20 protein-coding genes are annotated in these 26468 nt (G+C 75.9%); 10 read left to right on the top strand and 10 right to left on the bottom strand.

Going from position 1 to position 26468, the window contains the following annotated elements:
* Positions 1-10: 10 nt before the first annotated feature.
* The 4 genes from RMN56_RS20205 to RMN56_RS20190 all read right to left on the bottom strand — a co-directional run bounded on the left by RMN56_RS20205 (position 11) and on the right by RMN56_RS20190 (position 5525).
* Complete coding sequence (locus tag RMN56_RS20205) at positions 11-979, bottom strand: ABC transporter ATP-binding protein (RefSeq protein ID WP_313719068.1); 969 nt, start codon at positions 977-979, stop codon at positions 11-13.
* Positions 976-1785, bottom strand: a complete 810-nt coding sequence (locus RMN56_RS20200) for an ABC transporter permease (RefSeq protein WP_313719067.1) — start codon at positions 1783-1785, stop codon at positions 976-978. Before RMN56_RS20200 ends, RMN56_RS20205 begins: the two co-directional genes overlap by 4 nt.
* Complete coding sequence (locus RMN56_RS20195; RefSeq protein ID WP_313719065.1) at positions 1778-2629, bottom strand: ABC transporter permease; 852 nt, start codon at positions 2627-2629, stop codon at positions 1778-1780. Before RMN56_RS20195 ends, RMN56_RS20200 begins: the two co-directional genes overlap by 8 nt.
* 2311 nt (positions 2630-4940) lie before the next feature.
* Positions 4941-5525: a hypothetical protein gene (locus tag RMN56_RS20190; protein ID WP_313719063.1), complete on the bottom strand. Its 585-nt coding sequence runs from the start codon at positions 5523-5525 to the stop codon at positions 4941-4943.
* Between the two features lie 1414 nt (positions 5526-6939).
* On the opposite strand from RMN56_RS20190, the gene RMN56_RS20185 reads away from it, so the two are divergent.
* Complete coding sequence (locus RMN56_RS20185; RefSeq protein WP_313719061.1) at positions 6940-8871, top strand: WG repeat-containing protein; 1932 nt, start codon at positions 6940-6942, stop codon at positions 8869-8871.
* A gap of 96 nt (positions 8872-8967) precedes the next feature.
* On the top strand, positions 8968-9966 hold the full coding sequence (locus RMN56_RS20180) for an aldo/keto reductase family protein (RefSeq protein ID WP_313719060.1): 999 nt from the start codon (positions 8968-8970) through the stop codon (positions 9964-9966).
* 105 nt (positions 9967-10071) lie between these two features.
* On the opposite strand, the gene RMN56_RS20175 is transcribed toward RMN56_RS20180, so the two are convergent.
* Both RMN56_RS20175 and RMN56_RS20170 read right to left on the bottom strand, forming a co-directional pair.
* Complete coding sequence (locus RMN56_RS20175) at positions 10072-10872, bottom strand: site-2 protease family protein (RefSeq protein WP_313719059.1); 801 nt, start codon at positions 10870-10872, stop codon at positions 10072-10074.
* The gene (locus RMN56_RS20170) at positions 10869-11069 is read right to left on the bottom strand and encodes a hypothetical protein (RefSeq protein ID WP_091268332.1); all 201 of its coding nucleotides are present in this window, start codon (positions 11067-11069) and stop codon (positions 10869-10871) included. The genes RMN56_RS20175 and RMN56_RS20170 overlap by 4 nt, the downstream gene beginning before the upstream one ends.
* A 122-nt stretch (positions 11070-11191) precedes the next feature.
* On the opposite strand from RMN56_RS20170, the gene RMN56_RS32710 reads away from it, so the two are divergent.
* From RMN56_RS32710 to RMN56_RS20150, 4 genes are all read left to right on the top strand, one after another.
* Positions 11192-13165 carry a serine/threonine protein kinase gene (locus RMN56_RS32710; RefSeq protein ID WP_376787209.1) on the top strand — a complete coding sequence of 658 codons (1974 nt, stop codon included), beginning with the start codon at positions 11192-11194 and terminating at the stop codon, positions 13163-13165.
* Between the two features lie 50 nt (positions 13166-13215).
* Complete coding sequence (locus RMN56_RS20160) at positions 13216-15204, top strand: bifunctional adenosylcobinamide kinase/adenosylcobinamide-phosphate guanylyltransferase (protein WP_313719056.1); 1989 nt, start codon at positions 13216-13218, stop codon at positions 15202-15204.
* Positions 15194-15967, top strand: coding sequence for an adenosylcobinamide-GDP ribazoletransferase (locus tag RMN56_RS20155; protein WP_313719054.1), 774 nt, complete (start codon positions 15194-15196; stop codon positions 15965-15967). The genes RMN56_RS20160 and RMN56_RS20155 overlap by 11 nt, the downstream gene beginning before the upstream one ends.
* A gap of 65 nt (positions 15968-16032) precedes the next feature.
* Positions 16033-17325, top strand: coding sequence for a DUF2314 domain-containing protein (locus RMN56_RS20150; RefSeq protein WP_313719052.1), 1293 nt, complete (start codon positions 16033-16035; stop codon positions 17323-17325).
* Positions 17326-17332: 7 nt separating this feature from the next.
* On the opposite strand, the gene RMN56_RS20145 is transcribed toward RMN56_RS20150, so the two are convergent.
* Positions 17333-17668 carry a winged helix-turn-helix transcriptional regulator gene (locus RMN56_RS20145; RefSeq protein ID WP_313719050.1) on the bottom strand — a complete coding sequence of 112 codons (336 nt, stop codon included), beginning with the start codon at positions 17666-17668 and terminating at the stop codon, positions 17333-17335.
* A 232-nt stretch (positions 17669-17900) separates the two neighbouring features.
* Positions 17901-19031 (bottom strand): glycine cleavage system aminomethyltransferase GcvT, encoded by a 1131-nt coding sequence (gene gcvT, locus RMN56_RS20140; RefSeq protein ID WP_313719048.1) that lies wholly within the window; start codon positions 19029-19031, stop codon positions 17901-17903.
* Positions 19032-19299: 268 nt separating this feature from the next.
* On the opposite strand from gcvT, the gene RMN56_RS20135 reads away from it, so the two are divergent.
* Entirely contained in the window at positions 19300-20868 is a 1569-nt protein-coding gene (locus tag RMN56_RS20135) for a leucyl aminopeptidase (RefSeq protein WP_313719046.1), read from the top strand.
* A 64-nt stretch (positions 20869-20932) separates the two neighbouring features.
* Here the strand turns inward: RMN56_RS20135 and RMN56_RS20130 are convergent, their stop codons facing one another.
* A complete protein-coding gene (locus RMN56_RS20130; protein ID WP_313719044.1) occupies positions 20933-21262 on the bottom strand; it encodes a hypothetical protein in 330 nt (109 codons plus the stop codon).
* 177 nt (positions 21263-21439) lie between these two features.
* Between RMN56_RS20130 and lpdA the strand changes: the two genes are divergently transcribed.
* Positions 21440-22831, top strand: coding sequence for a dihydrolipoyl dehydrogenase (gene lpdA, locus RMN56_RS20125; protein ID WP_313719042.1), 1392 nt, complete (start codon positions 21440-21442; stop codon positions 22829-22831).
* A 67-nt stretch (positions 22832-22898) separates the two neighbouring features.
* The gene (sucB, locus tag RMN56_RS20120) at positions 22899-24716 is read left to right on the top strand and encodes a 2-oxoglutarate dehydrogenase, E2 component, dihydrolipoamide succinyltransferase (RefSeq protein WP_313719040.1); all 1818 of its coding nucleotides are present in this window, start codon (positions 22899-22901) and stop codon (positions 24714-24716) included.
* A gap of 59 nt (positions 24717-24775) precedes the next feature.
* Here sucB and RMN56_RS20115 read toward each other — a convergent pair whose 3' ends face one another.
* Positions 24776-25720 carry an SDR family NAD(P)-dependent oxidoreductase gene (locus tag RMN56_RS20115; RefSeq protein WP_313719039.1) on the bottom strand — a complete coding sequence of 315 codons (945 nt, stop codon included), beginning with the start codon at positions 25718-25720 and terminating at the stop codon, positions 24776-24778.
* A gap of 149 nt (positions 25721-25869) precedes the next feature.
* On the opposite strand from RMN56_RS20115, the gene RMN56_RS20110 reads away from it, so the two are divergent.
* A complete protein-coding gene (locus RMN56_RS20110; RefSeq protein WP_313719038.1) occupies positions 25870-26436 on the top strand; it encodes a TetR/AcrR family transcriptional regulator in 567 nt (188 codons plus the stop codon).
* The last annotated feature ends 32 nt before the right edge of the window (positions 26437-26468 follow it).

The following is a 26468-nucleotide window of genomic DNA, read 5'->3' as shown; positions in this document are numbered from 1 at the left end:
CCGGGCCCGCTCAGCCCACCTCGGCCGGGGCGCGGTAGAGCCGGGCCACGACCTCCTCGATGTCCGGCTCCACGATCGAGATGTCCCGCAGCGTGGCCAGGCCGGCCAGCCCGGCCACCACCTCGGCGACGCTCGCCGACTCCAGCGCGAAGACCAGCCGGCGCCCGTCCGCCTCCACCCGCTGCACCGGCGCGCCGGGCAGCACCGGCGGCTCGGGCAGCGCGGCGTCCAGCTCGGCGACCACCATCCGGCGGGAGCCGTACCGGCTGTGCAGTGCGGCGATCGAGCCGTCGTGCACCACCCGCCCGTGGTCGATCACCACGAGACGCCGGCAGAGCCGCTCGATGTCGGCCAGGTCATGGGTGGTGAGCACCAGGGTGGTGTCGCCGGCCCGGCCCAGCTCCGCCAGGAAGCCGCGGACCGCCTGCTTGCTGACCACGTCCAGCCCGATGGTCGGCTCGTCCAGGAAGAGCACCTCGGGGCCGTGCAGCAGGGCGGCGGTCAACTCACCGCGCATCCGCTGGCCCAGGGAGAGCTGCCGGACCGGGGTGTCCAGGAACTCGTCGAGGTCGAGCAGGCTCCGGCAGCGGGTCAGCCGGGCCGCGTGCTCGCCGGACGGCACCCGGTAGACGTGCCGCAGCAGCGCGAACGAGTCCCGCAGCGGCAGGTCCCACCAGAGCTGCGAGCGCTGCCCGAAGACCACGCCGATGCGCAGCGCCAGCCGGGTCCGGTCGGGCACCGGCCGCAGCCCGCAGACCCGGGCCCGTCCCGCCGAGGGCATCAGCACCCCGGTGAGCATCTTCAGCGTCGTGGACTTGCCGGCCCCGTTCGGACCGATGTAGCCGAGCATCTCGCCCCGCTCCACCCGCAGGTCCACCCCGTCGACCGCGGTGACCGTCCGCTTCTCCCGGCGCAGCCGCCCGGTCCTCACCCGGACGGTGAACTCCTTGCGCAGCCCGTCCATCTCGATGACGTTCATGACCCCGTACTCCGGTAGTGGCGGATCCCGACGCGCCAGGCCAGGGCGGCGACCGCCGCGGCGACCAGCGCGACGCCGGGCGAGGCCCAGCCGACCCAGGCCGGCAGGCCCAGCGGGTCGGGCCGGCCCAGCAGCGCCAGCGCCGGGTGGTAGCTGACAAAGGCGAAACCCATCCCGTACGCGAAGAGCGCGCGGAACCAGCCGCCGTAGACGGTGACCGGGTACGAGGTGAAGTCGCGCCCGCCGTAGGTGACGGAGTTGGCCAGCTCCCCTGAGTCGATCCAGTAGAACGACACCGTGGCCGTGGTGACGAAGACCGCGGCGAAGAAGACCACCGCGGCCGGCGGGGCGACCAGCGCGAGCGCCACCCGGCCCGGCGTCCACCCGATGCCGGCCGAGGCGAGCGCGAACACCAGCACGGCCAGCCCGAAGACCGCCCGGGAGACCTTGCGCAGCGGCAGGTCCATCAGGAGCAGCTGGGGCAGCGCGGCCAGCGGCCGGACCAGCACCGCGTCGAAGAGGCCGGTACGCACGTACCGGGGCAGTCGCTCGATGTTGCCGACCAGCAGGTCGGCGGTGGCGAACGCGAACGACGACAGGCCGACGATCACCAGGGTCTCGCGGAGCGTGAACCCGCCCAGCTCCCGGGTGACCCCGAAGAGCACCAGCACGGTCATCACGTCGAACACGGTGGCGCCCATGTTGCCGACGAGGTCGACGGCGAACGAGGTCCGGTACGACGCCTGCGACCGGGCCTGCGCACCGAGCAACGCCCGGTACGCCCGCAGCGCGCCCGGCTCAGCCACCCTGCACCACCAGCCGGTGCTCGGCCCGCCGCTGCACGAGCCGGCAGAGCGCCAGCAGCAGCACCGCCCAGCCGACCTGGAGCCCGACCAGGCGCAGCTCGGTCGGCATCGGCTCCCGCTCGACCAGCACGTCCAGCGGGACCTGCAACAGGCTGGGGAACGGGGTGGCGTACCGCAGCGTCGCCTCCACCCAGCTCGGGAGGAAGCCGAGCGGGAAGTAGAGGCCGGCGAGCACGCCGGAGCCCAGCGTCCAGAGGATCATCGGCCCGCGGACGTCCTCCAACCAGTACGCGGTGGCGTTGACCAGGTAGCGGCAGGCGAAGCACACCACGACGGAGAGCAGCACGGAGAGCCCGAACAGCGGCAGGGTGGCCCAGTGCCGGGGCAGGTAGACCGCGAAGAAGAACGGGCCGATCACCACCGGCGGTAGCAGCCGGGCCAGCGAGGCGAACCCGGCCCGGCCCAGGTCGGTGGCGAGGTAGCTGGTCACCGGGTGCACCGGGCGGAGCAGGTCGGCGGCGATCTCCCCGGTCCGGATCCGGTCGGCCAGGTCGGTCCAGCCCCAGATCGCGATCACCGCGAGCAGCCCCTGCCCCGCCCAGACGAAGGTGCCGAGCTGGGCGCGGTCGTAGCCGGCCACCGTGCCGGCCGCGCCGGCCACCGCGAGAAAGATGTAGCAGCGCAGAAAGCCGAAGACGGTGTTGGTCACGACCCCCGCCACGGCGGCCTGCCGGTAGGTGGCATGACGCCGGAAACCGGAGGCGGCTATCGCGCCGAATGTCCGAAACCATCGGGTAACGTTTGGATCCGTGGGCGGTGCCACAGTGGCGGTGACAGAGCCCACGCCGCTACCCTCCTTCCGCAGCCACGACGTGCTGGACCGGGCGACTCTACCGGCACGGAGGGCGCCCAGCGCGACAATTTCCAACGAGGTGACATCGCCGTGAGCGAGCGACGCGAGCCGGCCCCGGGGCCGCGCCGCGCGGGCGGCGACAGGGTCCCCCGATGAGCGGCTGGGACCGCTGGCGCGAGCTGGCCGAGCCCTCCTGGGCGGCCGAACCCACCCACGAGTGGCGCCCGCAGTTCCCCGGTCAGCGCTATCCCGGCGACATCGGACTCGAGTACCTGGCCTCGCCCGCCCCGCGTGGCCGGGCCTCGGCGGTCGGCCGGGCCGAGGTGCACCCGGTCAGCCCCGCGCCGGGTGGCGAGGACGCGTACCCGGTCAGCCCGGCGGGGCCCGACGACCTCGACCGGCGGCGTGGCACGTACCCGGTCAGCCCGGCCGGCCCCGACGACCTCGACCGGCGGCGCGCGTACCCCGTCAGCCCCGCCGGACCCGACGACCTCGACCGGCGCCGCGGCATGTACCCGGTCAGCCCGGCCGGACCCGACGACCTCGACCGGCGCCGCGGCACGTACCCGGTCAGCCCGGCCGGACCCGACGGTCGGCGCGGCGCGGCGTACCCCGTCAGTCCTGCGGGTCCGGATGACCTCGACGGTCGACGCGGTGGGCGGCCGGGCGCGAACGGGCGGCAGCTCGAGGACGGTCCGCGGCGCGGGGCGCCGGGTGACCGGTTCGACCAGCGGTGGGTGCGCCCGGAGTCGGCGCGCGGGGCGGCGCCGCACCGGCCGGTCTCCCCCGCCGCGGAGCCCGGCTGGGTGCCGGAGCCGGAGGAGTACCCGCACCACGCGCCGCGATCCGGTCGACCGGAGCAGCGCCGGGCGCCGGCGGCAGGCCGGACCAGCCTGCCGCCGGACGGCGCGGTGGACCGGCGGGAGCCGGCGTTCGACGGCCGCCGGACGTTCGACGGCCGGCGCGAGCCGGGACTCGACGATCGCCGGGATCCGGCCTTCGACGGGCGAGCGGGTCGGCGGGAGGCGGACCCCGGGCGGCGCGACCAGGACATGCCCGGTCGGGGCGACCAGGACTTCCCCGGCCGCCGCGACGCCGGAGCGGCCCGCCCGAACGGGTGGAACCCGGACTTCCGCCAGCCGGGCGAGCCACGTTTCGACGGGCCGCGCGGCGAGCCGGGTCGGGGCTACGACGGGCCGCCGCCTGGCGAGCCGGGCCGCGGTCTCGCCGGACCGCGCCGGGAACCGGACTGGGGTCACGACGGACCGCCGCGTGGCGAGCCGGTCCGGGGTCACGACGGACCGCCGCGTGGCGAGCCGGGCCGCGGTCTCGACGGATCGCGCCGGGAACCGGACCGGGGTCACGACGGGCCGCCGCGCCGGGAGGCGGCCGCGCGGGCCGAGACGTACCGGGAGGCACCCGAGGCCGGGCGCCGGCCGGTGGACCCGTACCGCGCCGAGCCGGGCCGGTACGGCGAGTCGCGTCCCGCCGCGTTCCGGCCCGAGGAGCGCCGGGAGGGTCAGCGCCCTCCGGGCGACCGCGCGCGCCCCCACCACGGGGAGTGGCCGGTCGTCGAGCGGCGACCGCACATCGAGCCGGCCGCGTACCGGCCCGACGAGCGGCACCGCCCGACGGTCGACCGGCCGGGCCCGGACGCCCGCCCCGGCCGCCCGGTGGACGAGGCGGCCCGCTACGACGGCCGCCGCCCCGAGTCGGGCGGCCCGCGGCCGGACGTGGTCGGCCCGCCACCGGAGTCGACCCGTCGTCGCCCAGAACCGGTGAACGGCCGGGCGGAGCCGGTCCGTCCCCGGCCCGAGTTCTCCGGCCCGCGCCCCGAGTCGGTCGGACCCCGGCCGGAGTCGGTCGGGCCCCGTGCGGATTCCACCGGTCCGCGCCCTGACCCGGTCGGTCCCCGCGTGGAGTCCACCGGTCCGCGTCCTGGCTCGGTCGGGCCCCGGCCGGACTCGGTCGGGCCCCGACCGGAGTTCCGCCCGCAGCCGGACGGGTGGCAGGGGCGGCCGGGCGAGCCCGGACCGGCCCGCCCGGGCGACGGCTGGCGACCTCCGGTCGAGCCGGCCGCGCGAGCCCGTCCGGACGACCTGCGGGAGCGGCCGCTGCGCCCCGACGAGGTCAGGCAGCAGCCGCAGCCCGGCGCGCGCCCCGACCCGCGACGCGAGGCGGCCATGCCGGCCGCCCCGGCCCGACCCGGGGAGCGCCCGGACCGGCCGATGGCGCCGCCTCCGCCACGCCCCGACGACGCGCGCCAGCGGCCGGTGCCGCCGACGCGGCCGGACGAGTGGCGTCAGCCCGCCGTGCCGACCCGCCCCGACGACGGCCGGCGGCCACCGGTGGAGCCGGCGGGTCGACCGGACCCGCGCCGGGTGGAGCCCATCCCGGGCGCACCGCTGCCGGCCATGCCGGTGTCGGACGCGCCGCTGCCGGCAACGCCCGTGTCGAACGCACCGCTGCCAGCCACGCCGGTGTCGAACGCACCGCTGCCAGCCACGCCGGTGTCGAACGCACCGCTGCCGGTCACGCCGGTGTCGGACGCGCCGCTGCCGGTCACGCCGGTATCGAGCCCACCGCTGCCAGCCACGCCCGTGTCGGGCGCGCCGCTACCGGCCACGCCCGTGTCGGACGCACCGCTGCCGGCCAGGCCCGTATCGAGCGCACCGATCGCGAACGCCCCCGTCTCCGGCGTGCCCGTGTCGGGGGCACCCGTCTCCGCACCGCCGGTCTTCGAGGCGCCCGTGTCCGGGCGGCCGGTGTCCGGCCCACCCGTGTCCGGCCCACCGATCTCCGGTGCGCTCGCATCCGGGGCCTCCACCGCCCAGGCGCCGACCTCGGAAGCACCGACCTCCGGAGCACCGACCTCAGTTGCGCCCACCTCCGGCGCGCCCGCTTCCGGCCGGCCCGCCGGTCCGGGCGAGCGACCGGTGCCGGGCGATCGGTTCGACCGGCCGGCGGGACCGGCCGCGGCCCCGCCCGCCTACCCCACCGTCCAGCCGGCGGTGGACGGCGGCAGGACAGGACCACCACCGCAGACCCGACCCGTCGAGGGGCCGGCAGCGGCCGAAGCGGCCCGACCCGCACCACCGACCTACCCCGGGCCCGGGGTCGCCCGACCGGAGCACACCGTCAGCCGGACCGTGTCCGCCGAGGACACCCGGACGGGCGGCGCCGCCGGTCCGCGCACGCGCGCCGAGGCCGCCAGGCCGACGGACGGCCCGGCGACCACGCCGGCCGGCCCGGGCTCGCCGCGCGCGGGCGGCCCGGCGTCCACTCCGGTCGGCGAGGACGGGAACGCTCCGTTCGGCGAGGTCGCCGGCCGGCCGCACGACGCGGCGGCGACGCGCCCGGCCGAACCGGCGGACGGTGGCGCGGAGGCCTGGTTCCGGGCGAGCGAGCCGGTGTCGCCGGCAGCTGCGCCGGAGACCTCCGCTCCCGCGCACGCGAATGCGCCGGTGTCCCCTTCGTCCGGACCCGCCGACTCGCCGGCCCTACGGCCCATGGCGGAGCGGTCCGACCCGGCGCCCGAGGCTCGCGTGGCGCTCCGTCCGGAGGCAGCCGCACCGGACCGGGAGCGGCCGACCTCCACCCTCGACGTCCGGCCCGGGTCGGATCCGACATCCGCGCGCTCGGCGGAACCCGCGCCCGCCCCGGTCGGCCCGGGTACCCCCAGCCCCGCAGCCGATGCCCGGCCCGTCTCCGGCCCGCCCCAGCCGCCGACCAACGTCCCGGCGCAGCCGGAACCAGCCCCCGCCAGGCCCCGGTCCGACGTGCCCGGACCCACCACCCCGGCCGCGGCACCGTCCACGGCCACCGCAACGGACCGACCCGCTCCGGCGCCGTGGACGCCACCGGTCGCCGGCCCGTCCGGCGGCGCCGCACCGCCCGCCGCCGGACCCGCCCCGGCACCGGCCGGACCCGCCCCGGCACCGGCCGGGCCCGTTCCGGCAGCGCCTGCGCCGAGCCCCGCCACGCCGGTCTCCGCACCGCCCGCGGCGAACCCCGACGCGCCCGCGCCGGCAACGCCCACGCCAGGCGCCGCCGCCTCCGAACGACCCGCCCCGGACCCGGCCGCCCCGGTGTCCGGAGCGCCCTCGCCGAGCCTCGCCGGATCCCTCGCCGCCGGTGCCGTGGCGCCGATCTCCGGGCCGCCCGGCCCCGACGTCCCGCCGCACTCCGCATCTGCGCCGGCCACGCGGGAGCCGGCCACGCGGGAGCCGGCCGCCACCGCCCCGGCGGTTCCGGCCGGACAGGCCACCGACGCCGCCGACGCCACAGGGACCGCCGAAGGCATGCCGGCGGACCGGAACCCGCACCCGCCGACCGAGGCCGCCGTGCCAGCGGAGACCAGTCAGGACGCCACGCCCGCCAGCGCCGCCCCGGCTCCCGCGCCGCGCACACCGGACCAGGCCGGGGTGCCGGCAGAGACGGCGCCCGCGCGGCCCGCGCCGCCGCGGACCAAGGTGCCGACCCAGGCCGGCGTGCCAGGTCAGGCCGGCGTGCCAGGTCAGGCCGGCGTGCCGGATCAGACCGGGGTGTCGGCACAGAGCGGGGTGCCGGCACAGGTGGCACCCGCGCCGCGCGCGCCGGAACCCTCCGACGTGCCGGCACCGGCGGAACCGGCACAGGACGATGCCGCACCGGCAGCCGCGTGGCAGGAGACCGCCGCGACACCGCACGAGCCGGCCGCCGCCACCGACCAACCGGATCCCGTCCCGGGTCCGCCGGCCGTGCCGGACGCGCCGGCACCAGCACCGGCCACCCCGGCCGACGTCTCCGCCGAATCCACCCCGGCCGGGGCTGCTCCATCCGCCGACACCGCCGGACCGGCTGACGGGGTAGCCGCTGACCAGGAAGCGGCCGAGAGCGAGCCTGCCGACCAGGAAGCCGACATCGAGCGGCGGGAGGCCCGCCCGGCCGACCCGGAGCAGGCGCTGGCCGCCGTCCGCTGGCGGCTGGACCCGGAGACCCTCCGCGAGGAGGCGCCCGACCCGGCGGCGCTGCGGGAGATCCGGGACGGCCTCACCACCAAGCTGGGCAGCGCGCTGGACAACCGCAGCCGTGCCCGGCTGCTCAGCCTGCGCTCGGTGGCGTCGCGGATCCTCGGCGAACTTGACGACGCCGTGGCCGACGGGCGGCTCGCCCTCACGTACGCGGAGGCCACCGGTGAGTTGCGGCGGACCGCGCTGGCCCGCGCCCGGCTGGCCGAGGTGCTGCGCTGGCGGGGCGAGTACGCGGAGGCGGACCGGCTCTTCGCGGAGGCCAACTCGCCGGAGCTGCCGGACCGGCTGCGTGCCGTGCTGCACGAGCACGCGGGCCGTTCCTGCTACGACCAGGGCCGCCTGACCGAGGCGTGCCTGCACTTCGAGCGGGCACTGGACCTGCGCCAGGGTGAGGACGGGGAGCTGAACGCGCGGACCACGCTGGCGCTGGACGCGGTCACCGAGCGGGCCGCGACGGGCGGGTTCGGGCCGAAGCCGCGCAGCCGGGAGACGCTCCTGGGCGGCGAGCGGCACCCGGTGCCGACGTTCGACGAGGAGCAGGAGCTCTGGGGGTACGCGGACGCCGAGGGCGAACTGGTGATCGCCCACCGGTACGCCGAGGTGCAGCCGTTCCGCGAGGGCCTGGCGTGGGTACGCCGCCCGGAGGCGTCCCGCTGGGCGCTGATCGACACGGCCGGCGCGGCGCTGATCGAGGCGAACAACGGCTACCGGGCGGTGGGCTCGTTCTCGGAGGGGCTGTCCTGGGTGTCGATGGACGGCAAGGGCCGGTGGATGGCGGTCGACCGGACCAACATCGTGAAGATCCCGCCGGGCTACGAGGACGTCCGGCCGTTCCGGGGCGGCCTGGCGGCGGTGCGGCAGAACGGCGGTTGGGGTGCCGTGGACCGGACCGGCCAGGTGGTGGTGCCGACCCGGTACCACGGTCTCACCACGGCGCTGGCCGACGGCCGGCAGGTGGACGGCTTCACCGAGGACGGCCTGGCCGGGGTGGAGCTGGCCGGTCGCCGGGGTGTGGTGGACCGGACCGGGCGGGTGCTGGTCCCGCCGGCGTACCCGTCGCTCGTGGTGCATCCGGTGGCGTTCCTGGTGGCCGACGAGTCCGGCCGGTGGGGCGCCCTGGACCGGCGGGGTGAGCTGCTGATCGACCTGGAGCACCCGGGGCGGGCCGCGGTGGTCGCGGAGATCGACCGGCTGCTCGCCGACACGACCCCGGTGCTCTGACGCTGCGGCGTCAGCACCGGGCAGGAGACGCCGGTGCAGCGTCACACACCGCCGCGCCGCGCGGCGACCATGATCGGGCAGGGCTAGGGTCGGGGCATGGAATTCCGACACCTAGGCCGCTCGGGCCTGCTGGTCAGTGAGATCTCGTACGGCAACTGGATCACCCACGGGTCGCAGGTCGAGGAGGAGGCCGCCACCGCCTGTGTGCGGGCCGCCCTGGACACCGGCATCACCACCTTCGACACCGCCGACGTCTACGCCGGCACGAAGGCCGAGGAGGTGCTCGGCCGCGCGCTCAAGGGCGAGCGGCGCGAGGGGCTGGAGATCTTCACCAAGGTGTTCTGGCCGACCGGGCCGGGCCGCAACGACCGGGGCCTGTCCCGCAAGCACATCATGGAGTCGATCAACGGCTCGCTGCGCCGCCTGCAGACCGACTACGTCGACCTCTACCAGGCCCACCGCTACGACTACAGCACCCCGCTGGAGGAGACGATGGAGGCGTTCGCCGACATCGTGCACTCCGGCAAGGCGCACTACATCGGCGTCTCCGAGTGGAAGGCGTCGCAGATCCGGGAGGCGCACGGGCTCGCCCGCGAGCTGCGCATCCCCCTGGTCTCCAACCAGCCGCAGTACTCGATGCTATGGCGGGTCATCGAGGCCGAGGTCATCCCCACGAGCGAGGAGCTGGGCGTCGGCCAGATCGTCTGGTCGCCGATGGCCCAGGGCGTGCTCTCCGGCAAGTACCTGCCGGGCCAGCCGCCGCCGGCCGGTTCCCGCGCCACCGACGAGAAGTCCGGCGCGGGCTTCATCGCCCGGTTCATGACCGACGAGGTGCTCACCCGGGTGCAGCGGCTCAAGCCCCTGGCCGAGCAGGCCGGGCTGACCATGCCGCAGCTCGCCGTCGCGTGGGTGCTCCAGAACCCGAACGTCTCCTCGGCGATCGTCGGGGCGTCCCGGCCGGAGCAGGTGCACGACAACGTGAAGGCGGCGGGCGTGAAGCTCGACGCCGACCTGCTCAAGGCCATCGACGAGATCGTCGAGCCGGTCACCGAGCGGGACGCGGCGAAGACCGAGAGCCCGGCGCAGCGTCCGTGACGCTCTTCCCGGGCCGGCGCGGCCTCCGCGCCGGCCCGGGACCCTCGGGGGTACGCGCGGCGGCAAGGGCCCCGCCGCTGCGCGACGGCTCCCGATTCCGGAGGGTCAGCCCTCCCAGAACCGGATCAGGTGCCAGCCGAGCGCGTAGAGCTGGGGCGGCAGGCCGAGCAGGTCGCCGACCGAGAAGACCGCGCTGAAGAACCAGCCGTTGATCCGCGGGCTCCACAGCAGGGCGAACAGCAGGATGAAGCCGTACGGGGCGAACAGGTCGTACATCCGCCGGTACGGCGGGGACAGCCACGGCTCGATCATGTTGCCGCCGTCCAGGCCGGGCACCGGCAGCAGGTTGAGCACGCTCGCGGTGAGCTGGAGGAACGCCAGCAGTCCCACCCCGGCCCAGAACTCCAGCGGGCCGCCGCCGACCTCCCGGCCGACCCGCACGGCCAGCACGAGCAGCAGGGTGAACAGCACGTTGGTGGCCGGCCCGGCCAGGCTGACCAGGGTGTGCCGCAGCCGGCCCGGGATGGCGTGCCGGTCGACCCAGACCGCGCCGCCGGGCAGGCCGATGCCGCCGAGCAGCACCACGACCACCGGCAGCACGATGGACAGCAGCGGGTGGGTGTACTTCAGCGGGTTCAACGTCAGGTAGCCCCGGTGCGCGATGTCCCGGTCCCCGGCCCGGTACGCGACCACGGCGTGCGCGTACTCGTGCAGGCAGAGCGAGACCAGCCAGCCGGAGACCACGAAGAGGAAGACGTCGAACCGGACGCTGCCGAACCCGTTCCAGGCCATCACGCCGCTGGCCACGAAGATCGCGACCAGGGCGAGGAAGATCGGGCTGGGCCGGAACGCCGCCCGGGGCACCCCGAGCACCAGCGGGTCGCGCGGGCGGTCGTAGCCCGTCATTCGGCCGGGGGCAGCAGGCTCATGCGGTATTCCACCCGGTCGTCCTCCAGGAGCGCGACGGAGGTGACGCCGGACGCCGCGAGCTCCCGCCAGGCCTGGCCGATCCACGACTCGGCGTCCGCCTGGCTGGGGAACGACTCACCCGGCCCGTCGACCGATGCGCCGTTCGTGCCCTCGTACCGCCAGCTCCACGCCATGCCGCGTCTCCCCTCGCCGCCGTCGCCCTGGGACGGAAACCCCCGCAAGCCTAGTCGGCCGGCCGCGGGACGGCCCGGCCGCCACGTGGATCATGCCCACGGCCCACCGGTACGGTGGCTCGGTGCTGACTCAAGGAGTGGTGCTCAGCGATCGCTACCGGCTGGGCGAACGCATCGCGACGGGCGGCATGGGTGCGGTCTGGAAGTGCACCGACACCCTGCTGGGCCGCGAGGTCGCCGTGAAGGTCCTGCTGCCGTCGCTGGTCGCCGATCCCGAGTTCACCACCCGCTTCCACGCCGAGGCCCGGATGCTGGCGGCGCTGCGGCACCCCGGCATCGTGCAGGTCCACGACTTCGGCTCCGCGACCCTCGCCGACGGCAGCCAGGTCAGCTACCTCGTGATGGAGTACGTCGACGGCGAGCCGCTGGTCACCTGGATCCGGCGCGCCGGCCGGCTCGACCCGGCGTCCACCATGTCGGTGGTGGGGCAGGCCGCGCACGCCCTGCACGCCGCCCACCTCGCCGGGATCGTCCACCGCGACGTGAAGCCGGGGAACCTGCTGGTCAAGCGGGACGGCACGGTCGTGCTGGTCGACTTCGGCATCGCCCGGGCCAGCACCATGGCGGGCATCACGGCCGCGCACATGGTGCTCGGCACCGCCTCGTACATGTCGCCGGAGCAGGCGGCCGGACAGCCGGTGTCACCGGTCACCGACGTCTACGCGCTCGGCGCCGTCGCCTACTACTGCCTGGCCGGGCGGCCGCCCTTCGAGGGCGACAACCCCCTCCAGGTGGCCATGCGGCACGTCCAGGACGAGCCGCCGCCGCTGGTGGGCACGCCGCCCGCGGTGGTCGAGGTGGTCGGCCGCGCGCTGGCGAAGCGTCCGGCCGACCGGTTCCCGAGCGCGCTCGCCCTGGCCGAGGCCGCCCAGGACGCCCGGGACGCCACCCTGGCCCGGCTCCCCGCACCGCCCCGCCCGCCGTGGGCGGTCGCGGGTCCCGCCGTGCCCGGCCCGGCCGTCCTCCCGGCGCCGACCCCGGACCCGCCCGCGGCGACGCCACCGGCCGGCCAGCCGTCGACCGGTCACACGCCCGCCGGCCAGTCCCCTGCCGGCCAGCCACCCGCAGGTCCGCCGCCCGCGGCGTTCCCGCCCGGGCCGCGGTCGGCCGCCGGCCCCGCCCCGGCCGTCCCCACCACGCCGCCCGGTCCCGTTTTCGCTCCCGGGCAGGCCTCCGCCGTTCCCGGGCCCGTCCCCGGGGCTCCCGGGCCGGGTTCCGCGCCGGCGCCGGTCTGGGCGGCCGGCGTCGCGCAGGCGGGCGGGGAGCCCGGCCACGGGTCGCTGCGGGACCGGCACGCCGGTTCCGGCGTACCGCCGACGCTGGAGGAGCCGGCGGAGCGCCGGGGCCGCGGGCGGGCACTGGCGCTGGCCGGTGCGGCCGGCGTGGTGCTGGTCGCCGTGCTGACCGCGGTGGTCGTGGCGGTGCTGAACTCCCCCGACGACCCGGATTCCGGCCGCGGCCCGGCCGCGCTGGCCGGGGAGTCCCCGGTCGCCGACCCCGCGCAGCCGGAGGCGTCGGCCGGCGCCAGTGTGGGCGCCGGTTCCGGCGCGTCGCCGACGCCGAGCCGCAGCGGGCGGCCGGGCCGGTCACCGTCGGCCACGCCGAGCCGTCCCGCCGCGGACGCCGGCACCCCGTCGGCCGGGGACCCCGCGCCGACCACCGGCGCGCCCGCCCCGACCGGGAGCAAGGCCAGCACGAAGCAGCCGTACACGGCGGCGCAGGCGTGCGGCAGCGGCTACCAGGTGATCGACTCGGCGACCCTGACCGCCGGCGGGGTCCGCAAGGGGCGCGTCTACCTGCTCTACAGCACCGCGGGCGGCACCAACTGCGTGGTCACCCTCAAGGACACCGACGTCGGGCAGGCCACCACGGTGACCGCGTACCTGGAGGTGCAGGGCAAGGCGCGGCAGACCGAGAGCGGCGCCTACCGCTACTACGCCGGGCCGGTGCGGGCGAGCGCCGCCGGGGCCTGCGTGAAGTGGGGCGGGTCGGCGGGCGGGGCCAGCTACGGCAGCGCGTTCGAGCACTGCGACTGAGCCCCCGGGCCGGCGGGCGGCGACCCGCCGGGCGGCCTTAAGGTACGGGCATGTCGGTAGACGGGTGGAACACCCTCCTGGTGCTCGGCGGTATCCGCTCGGGCAAGTCGGAGTTCGCCGAGTCGGTGGTCGCCGACGCGCCCACGGTCCGGTACGTGGCCACCGCCCCCGAGGGGGATCCGGAGGACACCGAGTGGGCGACCCGCCTCGCGGCGCACCGCGCCCGCCGGCCTGGCAGCTGGACCACCGAGGAGACCGCCGCCGACCCCGGCCGCCTGGCCGAGGTGATCGCGACGGCCGGGCCGAACGAGACGCTGCTCGTCGACGACCTGGGCGGCTGGGTGACCGTGCTGCTCGATCCGGCGCACCAGCCGGCCGACGACACGGCCACCATCGCGGAGCTGGCCGCGGCCGTCCGGGCCAGCGCCGCCCGGCTGGTGCTGGTCAGCCCCGAGGTGGGCCTGTCGCTGGTGCCGACCACGCCGCTGGGCCGGGCGTTCACCGACGCGCTGGGCGCGACCAACCGGGCGGTGGCCGAGGCCTGCGACGCCGTCGCCCTGGTGGTGGCCGGGCAGACCGCCTGGCTGAAGCCGGCCGCCGCGCCCGCACAGGCCGTCCCTGCACAGGCGGCCCCTGCTCAGGCGGGCGCCGGCCAGGCCGGTCCCGCACAGGCAAACGCACCCCAGGCCGCCCCCGCACAGGCCGGCGTCCCTGACGAGGCGCTGCCCGAGGTGCTCACCCCGACCGCGCCGCCCGTCCCCGCCCCGGCCCCGGCCGCCGTCGGCCCGGCCGACTGGGCCGCGCCGACCATGGCGCTGCCGATGGTCGCCACCGGCCTGGTCATCCAGCCCGGCATGGAACTGCCGATGCCCGACGACTACACCGGGCCGCAGGCGGTCGACCGGCTCGCCACCCTGGATATCCCCGGCGCCGGCCTGGGCGTGCTGGAGCGGGTGGTCGGCTTCGCCGCCGCCACCCAGGGCACCGCGACCCCGACGCCGTGGGGTTCGGTCCGCGTGCTGCTGCTGCACGGCGACCACGAGGGCGGCGCGTCGGCCGGCGCGGTGCCCGGCGAGTCGGCCCGCCGCGCCCGGCAGGCGCGCGCCGGCAAGGGGCCCCTCGCCCGGCTGGCCGCCGAGAACGGCGCGAGCCTCCAGGTGGTGGAGACGCCCACCTCCGCCCCCATCGAGGAGGGGCCGGCGCTCGGCGGCGAGGAGGTCGAGGCGGCCCTGCGCTACGGCTGGCGGCTCGCCGAGCAGGCCGCCGACGCGGGCGTACAGCTGCTGGTGCTCGCGGCGTGCGGGGCCGGCACCGAGACGGCCGCCGCGGCGGTGCTGGCGGCCACGGCCGGCGCGGAACCCCCGGCGGTGCTCGGCCGGGTGGTGACCGAGCACGGCGAGTTCGACGACGCCGCCTGGATGGTCCGCTGCGCCGCCGTCCGCGACGCGCTGCACCGCACCCGGCGCTCCGCCCGCGAGGCCAAGGACGTGCTCGCCGAGCTGGGCGGCGGCGACGTGGCGGTGGCCACCGGCGTGCTGCTCGGCGCGACCGCCCGGCGCGTCCCGGTGCTGCTCGACGGGCCGGTCGGGGTGGCCGCCGGCATGGTCAGCCGCGACCTGGCCGGGCAGGCCCGGCACTGGTGCCTGCTGCCCGACCACGGCGGCCGGCCCGGGGTGCGGCTCGCCGCCGACGTGCTGGGCCTGACCCCGCTGCTGGACCTCCGGCTCGACCTGGGCGAGGGTGCGACCGCGCTGGCCGCCCTGCCGCTGCTGCGCTCGGCCCTGTCCCTCGCCGCCGGCCTGCCCGTGCACCCGGCGCTCGGCGGCGGGGACGACGAGGACTTCACCGAGCCCGAACCGGCCGGACCCGGACCCGCCAGCACCGGACCCGAGCCGGACTTCACCGAGCCCGAGCCCGCCGGCCCCGGACCCGCCACCACCGGGCCCGAGCCGGACTTCACCGAGCCCGAACCGGCCGGCCCGGGGCCCACCACGGTCGGGCCGGACGAGCCGGTCGCCCCCGGCCGACGTGCCGACTGAGTTCCGGCTCGGCGACGGGATCCGGCTGGCGCTCACCACCTTCACCACGGCGCCGGTGCGCGCCGGCCGGGTGGACCGGGCCGCGGCCGGGGCCGCCATGGCGCTGGCCCCGGCGGTCGGTGTGCTGCTCGGCGCGCTCCTCGGGGCGGTGCTGCTGCTCGCCGCGGCGGTCGCGCCCCCGCTGGTCGCCGCCGGGGTGACCGTCGCGCTGGGCGCGCTGCTCACCCGGGGCCTGCACCTGGACGGGCTGGCCGACACGGTCGACGCGCTCGGCTCCTACCGGCGCGGGCCGGCGGCACTGGAGATCATGAAGAAGCCGGACGTCGGGCCGTTCGGCGTGGTCGCGTTGGTGGTCGTACTCCTGCTCCAGGCGGCCGTGCTCGCGGAGCTGGCCGGGCGGTCGCGGCCGGCGGCGCTCGCGGCGGTGGTCGCGGCGACGGCGGCCGGCCGGCTGGCTGTCGCGCTGGCCTGCCGGCGCGGGGTGCCCGCCGCCCGGCCGGAGGGGCTGGGCGCGCTGGTGGCCGGCACGGTGGGGCCGGTCGCGCTGGCGGCCGGCACGGCCGCCGTGGCGCTGCTGGCCGTGCCGGCGGTGCCCGGCCGCCCGTGGCAGGGGCCGCTCGCCGTGCTGGCCGCGCTCGCCGTCGCAGCCGGGCTGCTGCGGCACCTGGTACGTCGGCTCGGCGGGATCACCGGCGACGTGCTCGGCGCCCTCGTGGAGCTCGTCACCACGCTGTCCTACCTGGGACTGGTGCTGTCCGGCTGAGCCTCACCCGTCCGGGCGGGTAGCGTTCTCAGGCGAGGTGCACCGGCACGGTCGAGGGGGACGGCATGCTCATCACGGACGACTTCCTGCCCGTACCGGTGCCGGAGTCGCTGGACGCGACCTATCTGGTGCCGCTCGTCGGCCTGCCGAAGGTGAGCCCGAAGACCGCCGTGGAGCGGCTGGCCGGCCGGCTCGCCGAGCCGGTGCACGGGCTGGCCCGGCAGATGCTGGACAGCCCGCTCATGACCGTGGACACCCGCCCGGTCAGCGAGTTCCCGGAGCTGCCGCCGGACCTGCTCACCGCGTTCGGTGCGACCGAGCCGCAGCTGGCCCGGCTGGCCGCCGCCACGCACCTCGTGGTGGTGCAGGCCGAATACCGGCCGGGCTGGCCGCCGGCGCACGAGTGGGCGGCCCGCGCGGTGGCCGCGGCGGTCGCCGAAACGGTCGACGGGGACGTGGTGGACGTCTTCGGGCTCCAGTTCCTCGACCCGGCCGCGGCGCTGCGGTCCCTCCCCGACGAGCAGGGCCGGATCCGGCTGGTCGACTGGGTGCTGGTGCCCTACTCGTCGGACGCCGACGGGCTCTGGTTCACCACGAAGGGGTTGCGCCGCTTCGGGCTGCTGGAGCTCCAGGCGCAGGGCGTGCCGGACCACCTCACCCGGGCCTGGGGCGCGGTGATGACCGGGGCCGCGCGGCGCCTGCTGCGGGACTGGACCGACGGGCTGTCCGGCGAGGAGGTGCCGGCGTTCGTGCAGCTTCCGGTGCTGGCCACGGTGACCGGGCACGACATCGCGGTGGCGTACGGCAATCCGGAGCAGCACGGCGCGACCGCGCCCGTGCTGCTGCGGCTGGAGCTGGACCCGGCGACCGACCCGGACGCCGACTCGTTCCTCACCCTCAACCCGCCGCCCGGGCACCCGGGCCCGCCCGGCCGCTACTTCGCCGCCGCCTGCGCGACCCTGTTCAACGGCATCCAGCCCGACGTCCGGTACGCCCGCTCCGGCGACGCGATGAGCCGGGCGGTCGACACCGCCCGGGCCGCGCTCGACGACATCCGGTCCCGCTTCCTGGCCGGCCTGCTCCCCACCGAGAGCCAGCTCGTGGTCAAGTACGGGCTGCCCGGCGACGACGGCCCCGAGTACGTCTGGGCCGGGGTGACCTCGTGGGACACGCCGGAGCGGATCGTCGGCGCGAGCGCCAGCGACGCCGCCGGCGACCCCACGGTCCGGATCGGCGCCCCGGTCGTGGTGGAGGCCGCCGACGTCGTCGACTGGGCCGTGCTGGACGCCACCGGCGTCATCGAGGGCGGCTGGACGCAGGCCGTCCTCGACGCCGGCGAGCCCCCCGCCACCGACTGACCGGGCGTCAGGGCTCGATCGGGGTGCCGGTCCGGGCAGCCCGGGCAAGACCCCAGTCGTGCAGCGCCGACAGCACCGGGACGAGGCTGCGCCCCTCCTCGGTGAGGTGGTACTCGACGTGCGGGGCCTTCGGGGCGCCGAGGTCGTGCCGGGCGACCAGCCCCTCCGCCTCCAGCTCCCGCAGCCGCTGGACGAGCATCTTCTCGCTGACGTCCGGCATCCGGCGGCGCAGCTCACCGTAGCGGTGCACACCCTCCTTGAGGTGGGCGAGGATCACCGGCCGCCACCGGCCGCCGATCACGTCGACGGCCACCTCCACCGCGCAGTGGTAGCGCCTGGGCACGCGATCCCCCTACTCACCGGAAAGTGCGTACTTGAACATGGGCCGGCCCGGGTGTGGGCTGGTGACATGATCATCGAGTACATCAGGTACCGGGTGCCGGTCGAGCGGCAGGCGGAGTTCTACACCTCGACCGAGGTGGCCTCCACCCCCTAGCACCTGTCGATCATGAAGTTGGCGGCGATGTCGATCTCTTCGAATGCCGCCAACTTCATGATCGACGCGTTCGCCGCGGTCAGCGGACGGAGGGCTGGACGAAGGGTGGGCGGGTCAGGCGCATCTGGGCGCGGCGGCCGCGGATGTCGACCTCCAGCGTTTCGCCGTCGGGGAGCTTCGGGTCGGTGTCGATCAGGGCCAGGGCGATGCCCTGCTTCTTCGTCGGGCTGAAGGTGCCGCTGGTGATCGTGCCGACCTGCTTGTCGCCGGCGTAGACGGCCATGCCGGGGCGCGGGATGGCCCGGTCGACCGCCTCCAGGCCGCGCAGCGTCCGGGCGGGGCCGGCGGCCTTCTCGGCCCGCAGCACGTCGCGGCCCCAGAAGGCCGGCTTGTCCCAGCCGACCGCCCAGCCCGAGCGGGCCTGCACCGGCGTGATGTCCAGCGAGAGGTCCTGCCCGTGCAGCGGGTACCCCATCTCGGTGCGCAGCGTGTCCCGGGCGGCCAGGCCGCAGGCGCGCAGCTCCTCCACCTCGCCGGCGGCGAACAGCGCGTCCCAGACGGCCAGCGCGTCGCCGGCCGGCACGACCAGCTCGTAGCCGAGCTCGCCGGTGTAGCCGGTGCGGCAGACGGTCAGGTCGACGCCGTTCAGCCCGGCGGCCGAGAAGCTCATGTAGTCGTGCCCGGTGGGCAGGCCGAGCGTGCCCAGCAGCTCCGCCGAGCGCGGCCCCTGGACGGCGAGCACCGCGTACGCCTCGTGCTCGTCGGTGACGATCACGCCCTCGGGCGCGGCGGCGCGCAACCGGCCGACCACCTCGGCGGTGTTCGCCGCGTTCGGCACCAGGAAGACGTGGTCGTCGGCGTACAGGTAGGCGATGATGTCGTCCACCACGCCGCCGGTGGCGTCGTCGCAGCAGAGCGTGTACTGGGCCTTGCCGGGGGCGATCCGGCCGAGGTCGTTGGACAGGCAGGAGTTGACGAAGTCCGCGGCGCCCGGCCCGGTGACGCGGGCCTTGCCGAGGTGCGAGACGTCGAAGACGCCCACCCCGGTACGCACGGCGGTGTGCTCCTTGAGCACGCCGCCCCCGGCGTACTCGAGCGGCATCTCCCATCCCCCGAAGGGGGCGAACTTGGCGCCGAGCGCGGTGTGCCGCTCGTGCAACGGGGAACGGCGCAGCCGGGTCGCGGCGGCGTCGGAGGTCACCTCGGTCATGGGTGCGAACTTACCGGCCCGTGACCGGCTGGCTAGCATCGGCGGGAGGTCCCGCCCGCGTCCCCTCGGGTGCAGGCGGGACGGCCCGCCTGGACTCATCGGGTGCAGGCGGGACAGCCCGCCCGCATCCCCTCGGGTGCAGGCGGGACAGCCCCGCCTGGACCCATCGGCGGGACAGCCACGCGTCCGGCGGGTAGGTTCGCCGCCGGAGACCTTCATCGCCGGCACGCGACGCAGCGGCCGGCCCGGCCCGCCCGGAGTAGCTTTCGTGACATCGCCCCGCACCACCCTCAGCCTGGTCGACACCGACCCCGCCGAACTCGCCGTCGACGCGATCGTGATCGGCGTGCACAGCCAGACGACCGAGCAGGAGGCCGGCTCACCCGCCGGCGCCCTGCTGCTGGCCAGCGGCGCGGAGAGCATCGCCGCCGCGTTCGACGGCAAGCTGACCGAGACGCTGGCCCTGCTCGGCGCCACCGGCGGCCCCGGCGAGGTGATCAAGCTGGCCACACTGGGCACGGTCACCGCACCGGTGGTGGTCGCCGTCGGCCTCGGCCCCGAGCCGTCCGGCGCCGCTCCGGCCCCGGAGACCCTGCGCCGGGCCGCCGGCGCGGCCGTCCGGGCCCTGGCCGGCGCGTCCCGCGTCGCGCTCGCCCTGCCGCTGCCCGACGACGCCGACGCCCCCGCCGCGCTGCGCGCCGTCACCGAGGGCGCGCTGCTCGGCGGCTACCGGTTCGCCGGCTACAAGACCAAGCCGCAGCCGGCCCGGCGCGAGCCGGTGGCCGAGGTGCTGGTCGCGGTGCCGGACGCGGCCGACGCGACCGCCCAGGCCGAGGTCACCCGCGCCCAGGCGGTGGCCGGCGCGGTGCGGACCAGCCGGGACTGGGTCAACACCGCCCCGAACGAGCTGCGCCCGCCGTCGTTCGCCGAGGCCGTGGCCGCCGCCGCCCGGGAGGCCGGACTCGGCGTCGAGGTGCTCGACGAGGCGGCGCTGGCCGCCGGTGGCTACGGCGGCATCCTGGCCGTCGGCCAGGGTTCGGAGGCCCCGCCGCGGCTGGTCAAGCTGACCTACACCCCGGAGGGCGGTGGCAACGGCAAGCGGGTGGCGCTGGTCGGCAAGGGCATCACCTTCGACACCGGCGGCATCTCGATCAAGCCGGCCCAGGGCATGTGGGAGATGAAGTCCGACATGGCGGGTGCGGCGGCGGTCGGCGCGGCCATGCTGGCCGTCGCGGCGCTCAAGCCGTCGGTCGCGGTCACCGGCTACCTGCCGATGGCGGAGAACATGCCGTCGGGCACCAGCTACCGGCCGGGCGACGTGATCACGATGTACAGCGGCAAGCGGGTCGAGGTGCTCAACACCGACGCCGAGGGCCGGATGATCCTGGCCGACGCCATCGCCCGGGCCTGCGAGGACGGCGCCGACTACCTGTTCGAGACCTCGACGCTGACCGGCGGTCAGGTGATCGCGCTGGGCAAGCGGATCGCCGGCGTGATGGGCACCCCGGAGCTGTGCGAGCGGGTCCGGGCCGCGGGTGACGCGACGGGCGAGCCGGCCTGGCCGATGCCGCTGCCGGACGACGTGCGCAAGGGCATGGACTCCGAGGTCGCGGACATCTCGCAGGTCAACGCCGGCATGGACCGGGCGGGCCACATGCTCCAGGGTGGTGTCTTCCTGCGCGAGTTCGTCACCGACGACGTGGCGTGGGCGCACATCGACATCGCCGGCCCCGGCTACCACTCGGGCGAGGCCACCGGCTACTGGACCAAGGGCGGCACCGGCGTCCCGGTGCGCACGCTGCTGCACCTGGTCGACGACGTCGCCGCCAACGGCTGACGCGTCCACCACGCCGCAACGGGGCGCTCCCCTCGCCGGGGGGCGCCCCGTCCGCGTGTCCGGGTCAGAACAACTCGGGGCGGCGCTTGCGGCGCTCGTTGTAGTCGCGCATCCGCTGCGGGTAGCCCATCAGCCGGACGTCGTAGATCGGGATGGCCAGCCGGTGGGCGAACCGGCGGGCCTCCTCCGGCCCGCCGACCCGCCGCCGGGTCCACTCGCCGTCGTCGGCGATCAGCATGATCGTCGTCTCGGTGACCGTGGTCCGGGGTTCCAGGTACGCCTCGACGCCCCGCCGGGTGCGGACGAAACTCTCAAGATGGTCCAGATCGGCGCGGTCGGCGACCCGGTCGCGACTCAGCGCGCCCGCCTGCTTACGTCGTCGGAACAGCCCCACCGAACCCACTCCTCCCCCGTCCGTCATCGAAGACGGTGCCAAGCGTACGTGTCACCGACGTGTCGTTGGGCACCTCACTACGCGCCCCGTCCCCGGTGGTGACAAGATGACCGAGGTGGGGTGTGCCTGTTACTCCGCCGTAACCCCCGATGCAGCGACGCGACCTGGGAGTTGGACGTGAGCGAGCCGAACGACGCAACCTTCGACATCGTCATCCTCGGAGGTGGTAGCGGCGGCTACGCGGCGGCGCTGCGTGCCGCCCAGCTGGACCTGTCCGTCGCCCTGATCGAGAAGGGCAAGCTCGGGGGCACCTGCCTGCACAACGGCTGCATCCCCACCAAGGCGCTCCTGCACGCCGCCGAGATCGCCGACCAGACCCGCGAGTCGGAGCAGTTCGGCGTCAAGGCCGAGCTGGTCGGCATCGACATGGCGGCGGTCAACTCGTACAAGGACGGTGTGATCTCCCGCCTCTACAAGGGTCTGCAGGGCCTGGTGGGCAGCGCCAAGAAGATCACCTTCGTGGCGGGCGCCGGCAAGCTGGTCGGGAAGAACGTCGTCGAGGTCGACGGCAAGCGCTACACCGGCCGCAACGTCATCCTGGCCTCCGGCTCGTACGCGAAGAGCCTGCCCGGCCTGGAGGTCGACGGCGAGCGGATCATCACCAGCGACCACGCGCTGACCCTGGACCGCGTCCCCTCGTCGGTGATCGTGCTGGGCGGCGGCGTGATCGGCGTCGAGTTCGCCAGCGTCTGGAAGTCCTTCGGCGTGGACGTGACCATCGTCGAGGCGCTGCCGCGGCTGGTCGCGGCCGAGGACGAGGAGTCCTCGAAGGCGCTGGAGCGGGCGTTCCGCAAGCGGAAGATCAACTTCAAGGTCGGCAAGCCGTTCGAGAAGGTCGAGAAGACCGAGAACGGTGTGAAGCTGACCATCCAGGGTGGCGACACCGTCGAGGCGGAGCTGCTGCTCGTCGCCGTCGGCCGCGGCCCGAACACCGCCAACCTCGGCTACGAGGAGCAGGGCGTCAAGATGGACCGCGGCTACGTGCTGACCGACGAGCGGCTGCGCACGAGCGTGCCGAACGTCTATGCGGTCGGCGACATCGTGCCCGGCCTCCAGCTCGCCCACCGTGGCTTCCAGCAGGGCATCTTCGTCGCCGAGGAGATCGCCGGCAAGACCCCGGCCGTGATCGACGAGGCCGGCATCCCGCGGGTCACCTACTGCGACCCGGAGCTGGCGTCGGTCGGGCTCACCGAGGCGAAGGCCAAGGAGCAGTACGGCGCCGACAAGATCAAGACCTACAACTACAACCTGGGCGGCAACGGCAAGAGCCAGATCCTCAAGACCGCCGGCCACGTGAAGCTGGTCCGGGTCGAGGACGGCCCGGTGGTCGGCGTGCACATGGTGGGGGCCCGGGTCGGCGAGCTGATCGGCGAGGCGCAGCTCATCTACAACTGGGAGGCGTACCCGGCCGAGGTGGCGCAGCTCGTGCACGCCCACCCCACGCAGACCGAGGCCCTGGGCGAGGCGCACCTGGCCCTGGCCGGCAAGCCGCTGCACTCGCACGCCTGATCACGACAACCGCGGCGTCCGGCGACGGGCGATGATCCCACCAGGGGAATGAAGGAGTCTGGAGAACATGCCGGTATCGGTCACCATGCCCCGGCTCGGCGAGAGCGTCACCGAGGGCACCGTCACGCGCTGGCTCAAGCAGGAGGGCGACACCGTCGAGGCGGACGAGCCGCTGCTTGAGGTGTCCACGGACAAGGTGGACACCGAGATCCCGTCGCCCGCGGCGGGCGTGCTGAGCCGGATCGTGGTCGGCGAGGACGAGACCGCCGAGGTCGGCAGCGAGCTGGCGATCATCGCCGGTGAGGGCGAGGAGGCCGGCGGAGCCGCCCCGCAGCAGGAGGCCCCGGCGGAGGAGGCCGAGCAGGCCGCCGCCGAGCCGCAGGCCGAGGCGGAGCAGCCGGCCGTCGAGGAGCCCGCCCCGGCCGCCGCGCCGTCGGGCGAGGGCACGCCGGTCACCATGCCGGCCCTGGGTGAGAGCGTCACCGAGGGCACGGTGACCCGCTGGCTCAAGCAGGTCGGCGACACCGTCGAGGTGGACGAGCCGCTGCTGGAGGTCTCCACCGACAAGGTCGACACCGAGATCCCGTCGCCGGTGGCCGGCACGCTGCTGGAGATCAAGGTCCCCGAGGACGAGACCGCCGAGGTCGGCGGCGTCCTGGCGATCGTGGGCGCGGCCGGCGCCGCGCCGAAGGCGGAGCCGAAGCCCGAGCCGAAGCCGGAGCCCAAGGTCGAGGCGAAGCCGGAGCCGAAGCCCGAGCCGAAGCCGGAGCCGGAGCCCACGGTCGAGGAGCCGACCCCGGGCCTGTCCTACAACGAGCCGGCCGCCGAGGCGGAGCAGGCCGCGCAGCCGGCCAAGGCCGAGCAGGCCGCGACCCCGCCCGCGCCGGCCGCCACGCCGCAGCGGCCGACCGTCCCGGCCCAGGCCGGTGGCGAGGAGGGCGCCGGCTACGTGACCCCGCTGGTCCGCAAGCTGGCCGCCGAGCACGGGGTGAACCTCTCCTCGGTCAACGGCACCGGCGTCGGCGGGCGGATCCGCAAGCAGGACGTGCTGGAGGCGGCCGAGAAGGCGAAGGCCGCCCAGGCCAAGCCGGCCGCGCAGCCGGCACCGGCCGCCGCGGCTCCGGCTCCGGCCAAGCCGGCCGCGAAGCCGCAGCCGAGCGGCAAGCGGGGCACCGTCGAGAAGCTGCCCCGGATCCGCAAGGCCATCGCCAACCGGATGCACGAGTCGCTGCACGAGATGGCGCAGCTGACCACGGTGATCGAGGTGGACGTCACCCGCATCGCCAAGCTGCGGGCCCAGGCCAAGGACTCCTTCCAGCAGCGGCACGGCGTGAAGCTGTCCTTCCTGCCGTTCTTCGCCCTCGCCGCCATCGAGGCGCTGCAGACGTACCCGATCCTCAACGCCCAGCTGGACCTGGACGGCGGGACGATCACCTACCCGGACGCCGAGCACCTCGGCATCGCCGTGGACACCGAGCGGGGCCTGCTCGTGCCGGTCATCCACAACGCCGGTGACCTCAACCTGGGTGGGATCGCCAAGCGGGTCGCCGACCTGGCCGAGCGCACCCGGACCAACAAGATCAGCCCGGACGAGATCGCCGGCGCGACCTTCACGCTGACCAACACCGGCAGCCGGGGCGCGCTCTTCGACACGCCGATCGTGCCGTCGCCGCAGTCGGCGATGCTCGGCACGGGTGCCGTGGTGAAGCGCCCGGTCGTGGTCAACGACCCGGACCTGGGCGAGGTCGTCGCGGTCCGGTCGATGGTCTACCTGGCCCTGTCGTACGACCACCGGCTGATCGACGGCGCGGACGCGGCCCGCTTCCTCGTCGCGGTCAAGGAGCGGCTGGAGGCCGGCAACTTCGAGGCCGAACTGGGGCTCTGACCCCCTGACGGCAGAGGGGCGCGCGGCGGAAGCCGCGCGCCCCTCTCGTCGTTTCCGGGTCAGCCGCGCAGGTGCTCCTCGGAGACCGCCCAGAGCCGCTCGGCGGCCTCGGGGTCCCGGGCGTACGGGGCGTAGCCGGTGCGGGTGCCCGGCTGGTTCGGCCCGGCCTCCTGGCAGTCCTCGAAGTACCGGCCGCCGACGCCGGCGACCAGCGGCGAGGCGGCGACCAGCACCGAGGTGGCGGCGCCCTGCTCGGGGTTCTTCCAGTACGCCGCGCCGCCGCCACTCTGCGTGCGCATCCGGTCCAGCTCCTCCTCGCTGATGTAGCGCTGGAGGTTGGTCCGGATCGCGCCCGGCATGAGCGCGTTGGTGTAGATGCCGTCGTCGGCCCAGCGCCGGGTGGCGTCCACCGCGAAGAGCACGTTCGCGGTCTTCGACTGCCCGTACGCCTGCCACGGGTCGTACGGCCGCTGCCGGAAGTGGATGTCCTCGAAGACCACCGGCGAGCGCAGGTGGGCCGCCGAGCTGACCGAGACGATCCGCGCGCCCTCGGCTGCGGCGAGGGCCGGGTGCAGCCCGGTGGCCAGCGCGAAGTGCCCGAGGTGGTTGGTCGCGAATTGCATCTCCCAGCCCTGCTCGGTGCGCATCTCGGGCGAGGCCATGATGCCCGCGTTGTTGACCAGCATGTGCAGCGGCCCGTCCCAAGTGCGCACGAAGGTGGCTACCGAGCCGAGGTCGGCCAGGTCGAGCGGGGCGACCAGGATCCGGTCGTTGCCGGTGGTGCCCGTGATGTCGGCGGCGGCACGCTGCCCGGCCTCGGTGTTGCGGACCGCGAGGGTGACGTCGGCCCCGGCGGCGGCGAGCGCGCGGGCGGTCTCGACGCCGATGCCGGAGGCGCCGCCGGTGACGACGGCCCGCCGGCCGGTCAGGTCGAGGTCACGGACCACCTCCAGGGCGGTGGTCTCGCGGGAGAACGGGGTGCTGACGGCTGTGCTGGTGGTCATGATCCATCCTTGTCGGCGGCGGCACGGACCGGTCGTCCGAGCGCTACGATGAGAAGCGGAGGATCCTCCGTTACTCCGACCCTAACCGGAGGCTCCTCCGGTTGCCAAACCCGGCCGGGCCCACGCCCCGGTCGAGCCGAGGAGGGGCCGTGCCCGACCGCCCGCTGCGCGCCGACGCGCTGCGCAACCGGCAGCGACTGCTGGACGTCGCGGTCCACACCTTTTCCCAGGCCGGCGGCGAGGTAACGCTGGACCGCATCGCCAAGGAGGCCGGCGTCGGCATCGGCACCCTCTACCGCCACTTCCCCAGCCGGGAGGCGCTGATCGAGGCGGCCTACCGCAAGGAGCTGGCCAAGCTCTGTGACGCCGTGCCCGAGCTGCTCGCGGCGCTGCCCGCCGAGGCGGCCGTCCGGGCCTGGATGGACCGCTTCGTCGACTACCTCGCCACCAAGCGAGGCATGGCCGACGCGCTGCGGCTGGCCATCGCCTCCGGCGCCAACCCGTACGCGCACAGCCGGGACCGGCTGCTCGCGGCGCTGAGCGACCTGCTGGCGGCCGGCGCCGCCGCCGGCACCGTACGCGCCGACGTGGCCCCCGCCGACGTGCTCGCCGGGCTGAGCGGCGTCTCCCTGGTGGCCGGCGAGCCGGACCAGCGCGCCCAGGCCGGCCGCCTGCTCGACCTGCTCATGGACGGGCTGCGCCACCGCCCGGGCTGAGCCCAATCCGACCCGCCGCCGACCCGACGCTG

This window comes from Micromonospora halotolerans, assembly GCF_032108445.1.
Taxonomy (GTDB): domain Bacteria; phylum Actinomycetota; class Actinomycetes; order Mycobacteriales; family Micromonosporaceae; genus Micromonospora; species Micromonospora halotolerans.
The sequence above is the reverse complement of the archived record's forward strand: the minus strand, read 5'-3'. Positions and strand labels throughout refer to the sequence as shown.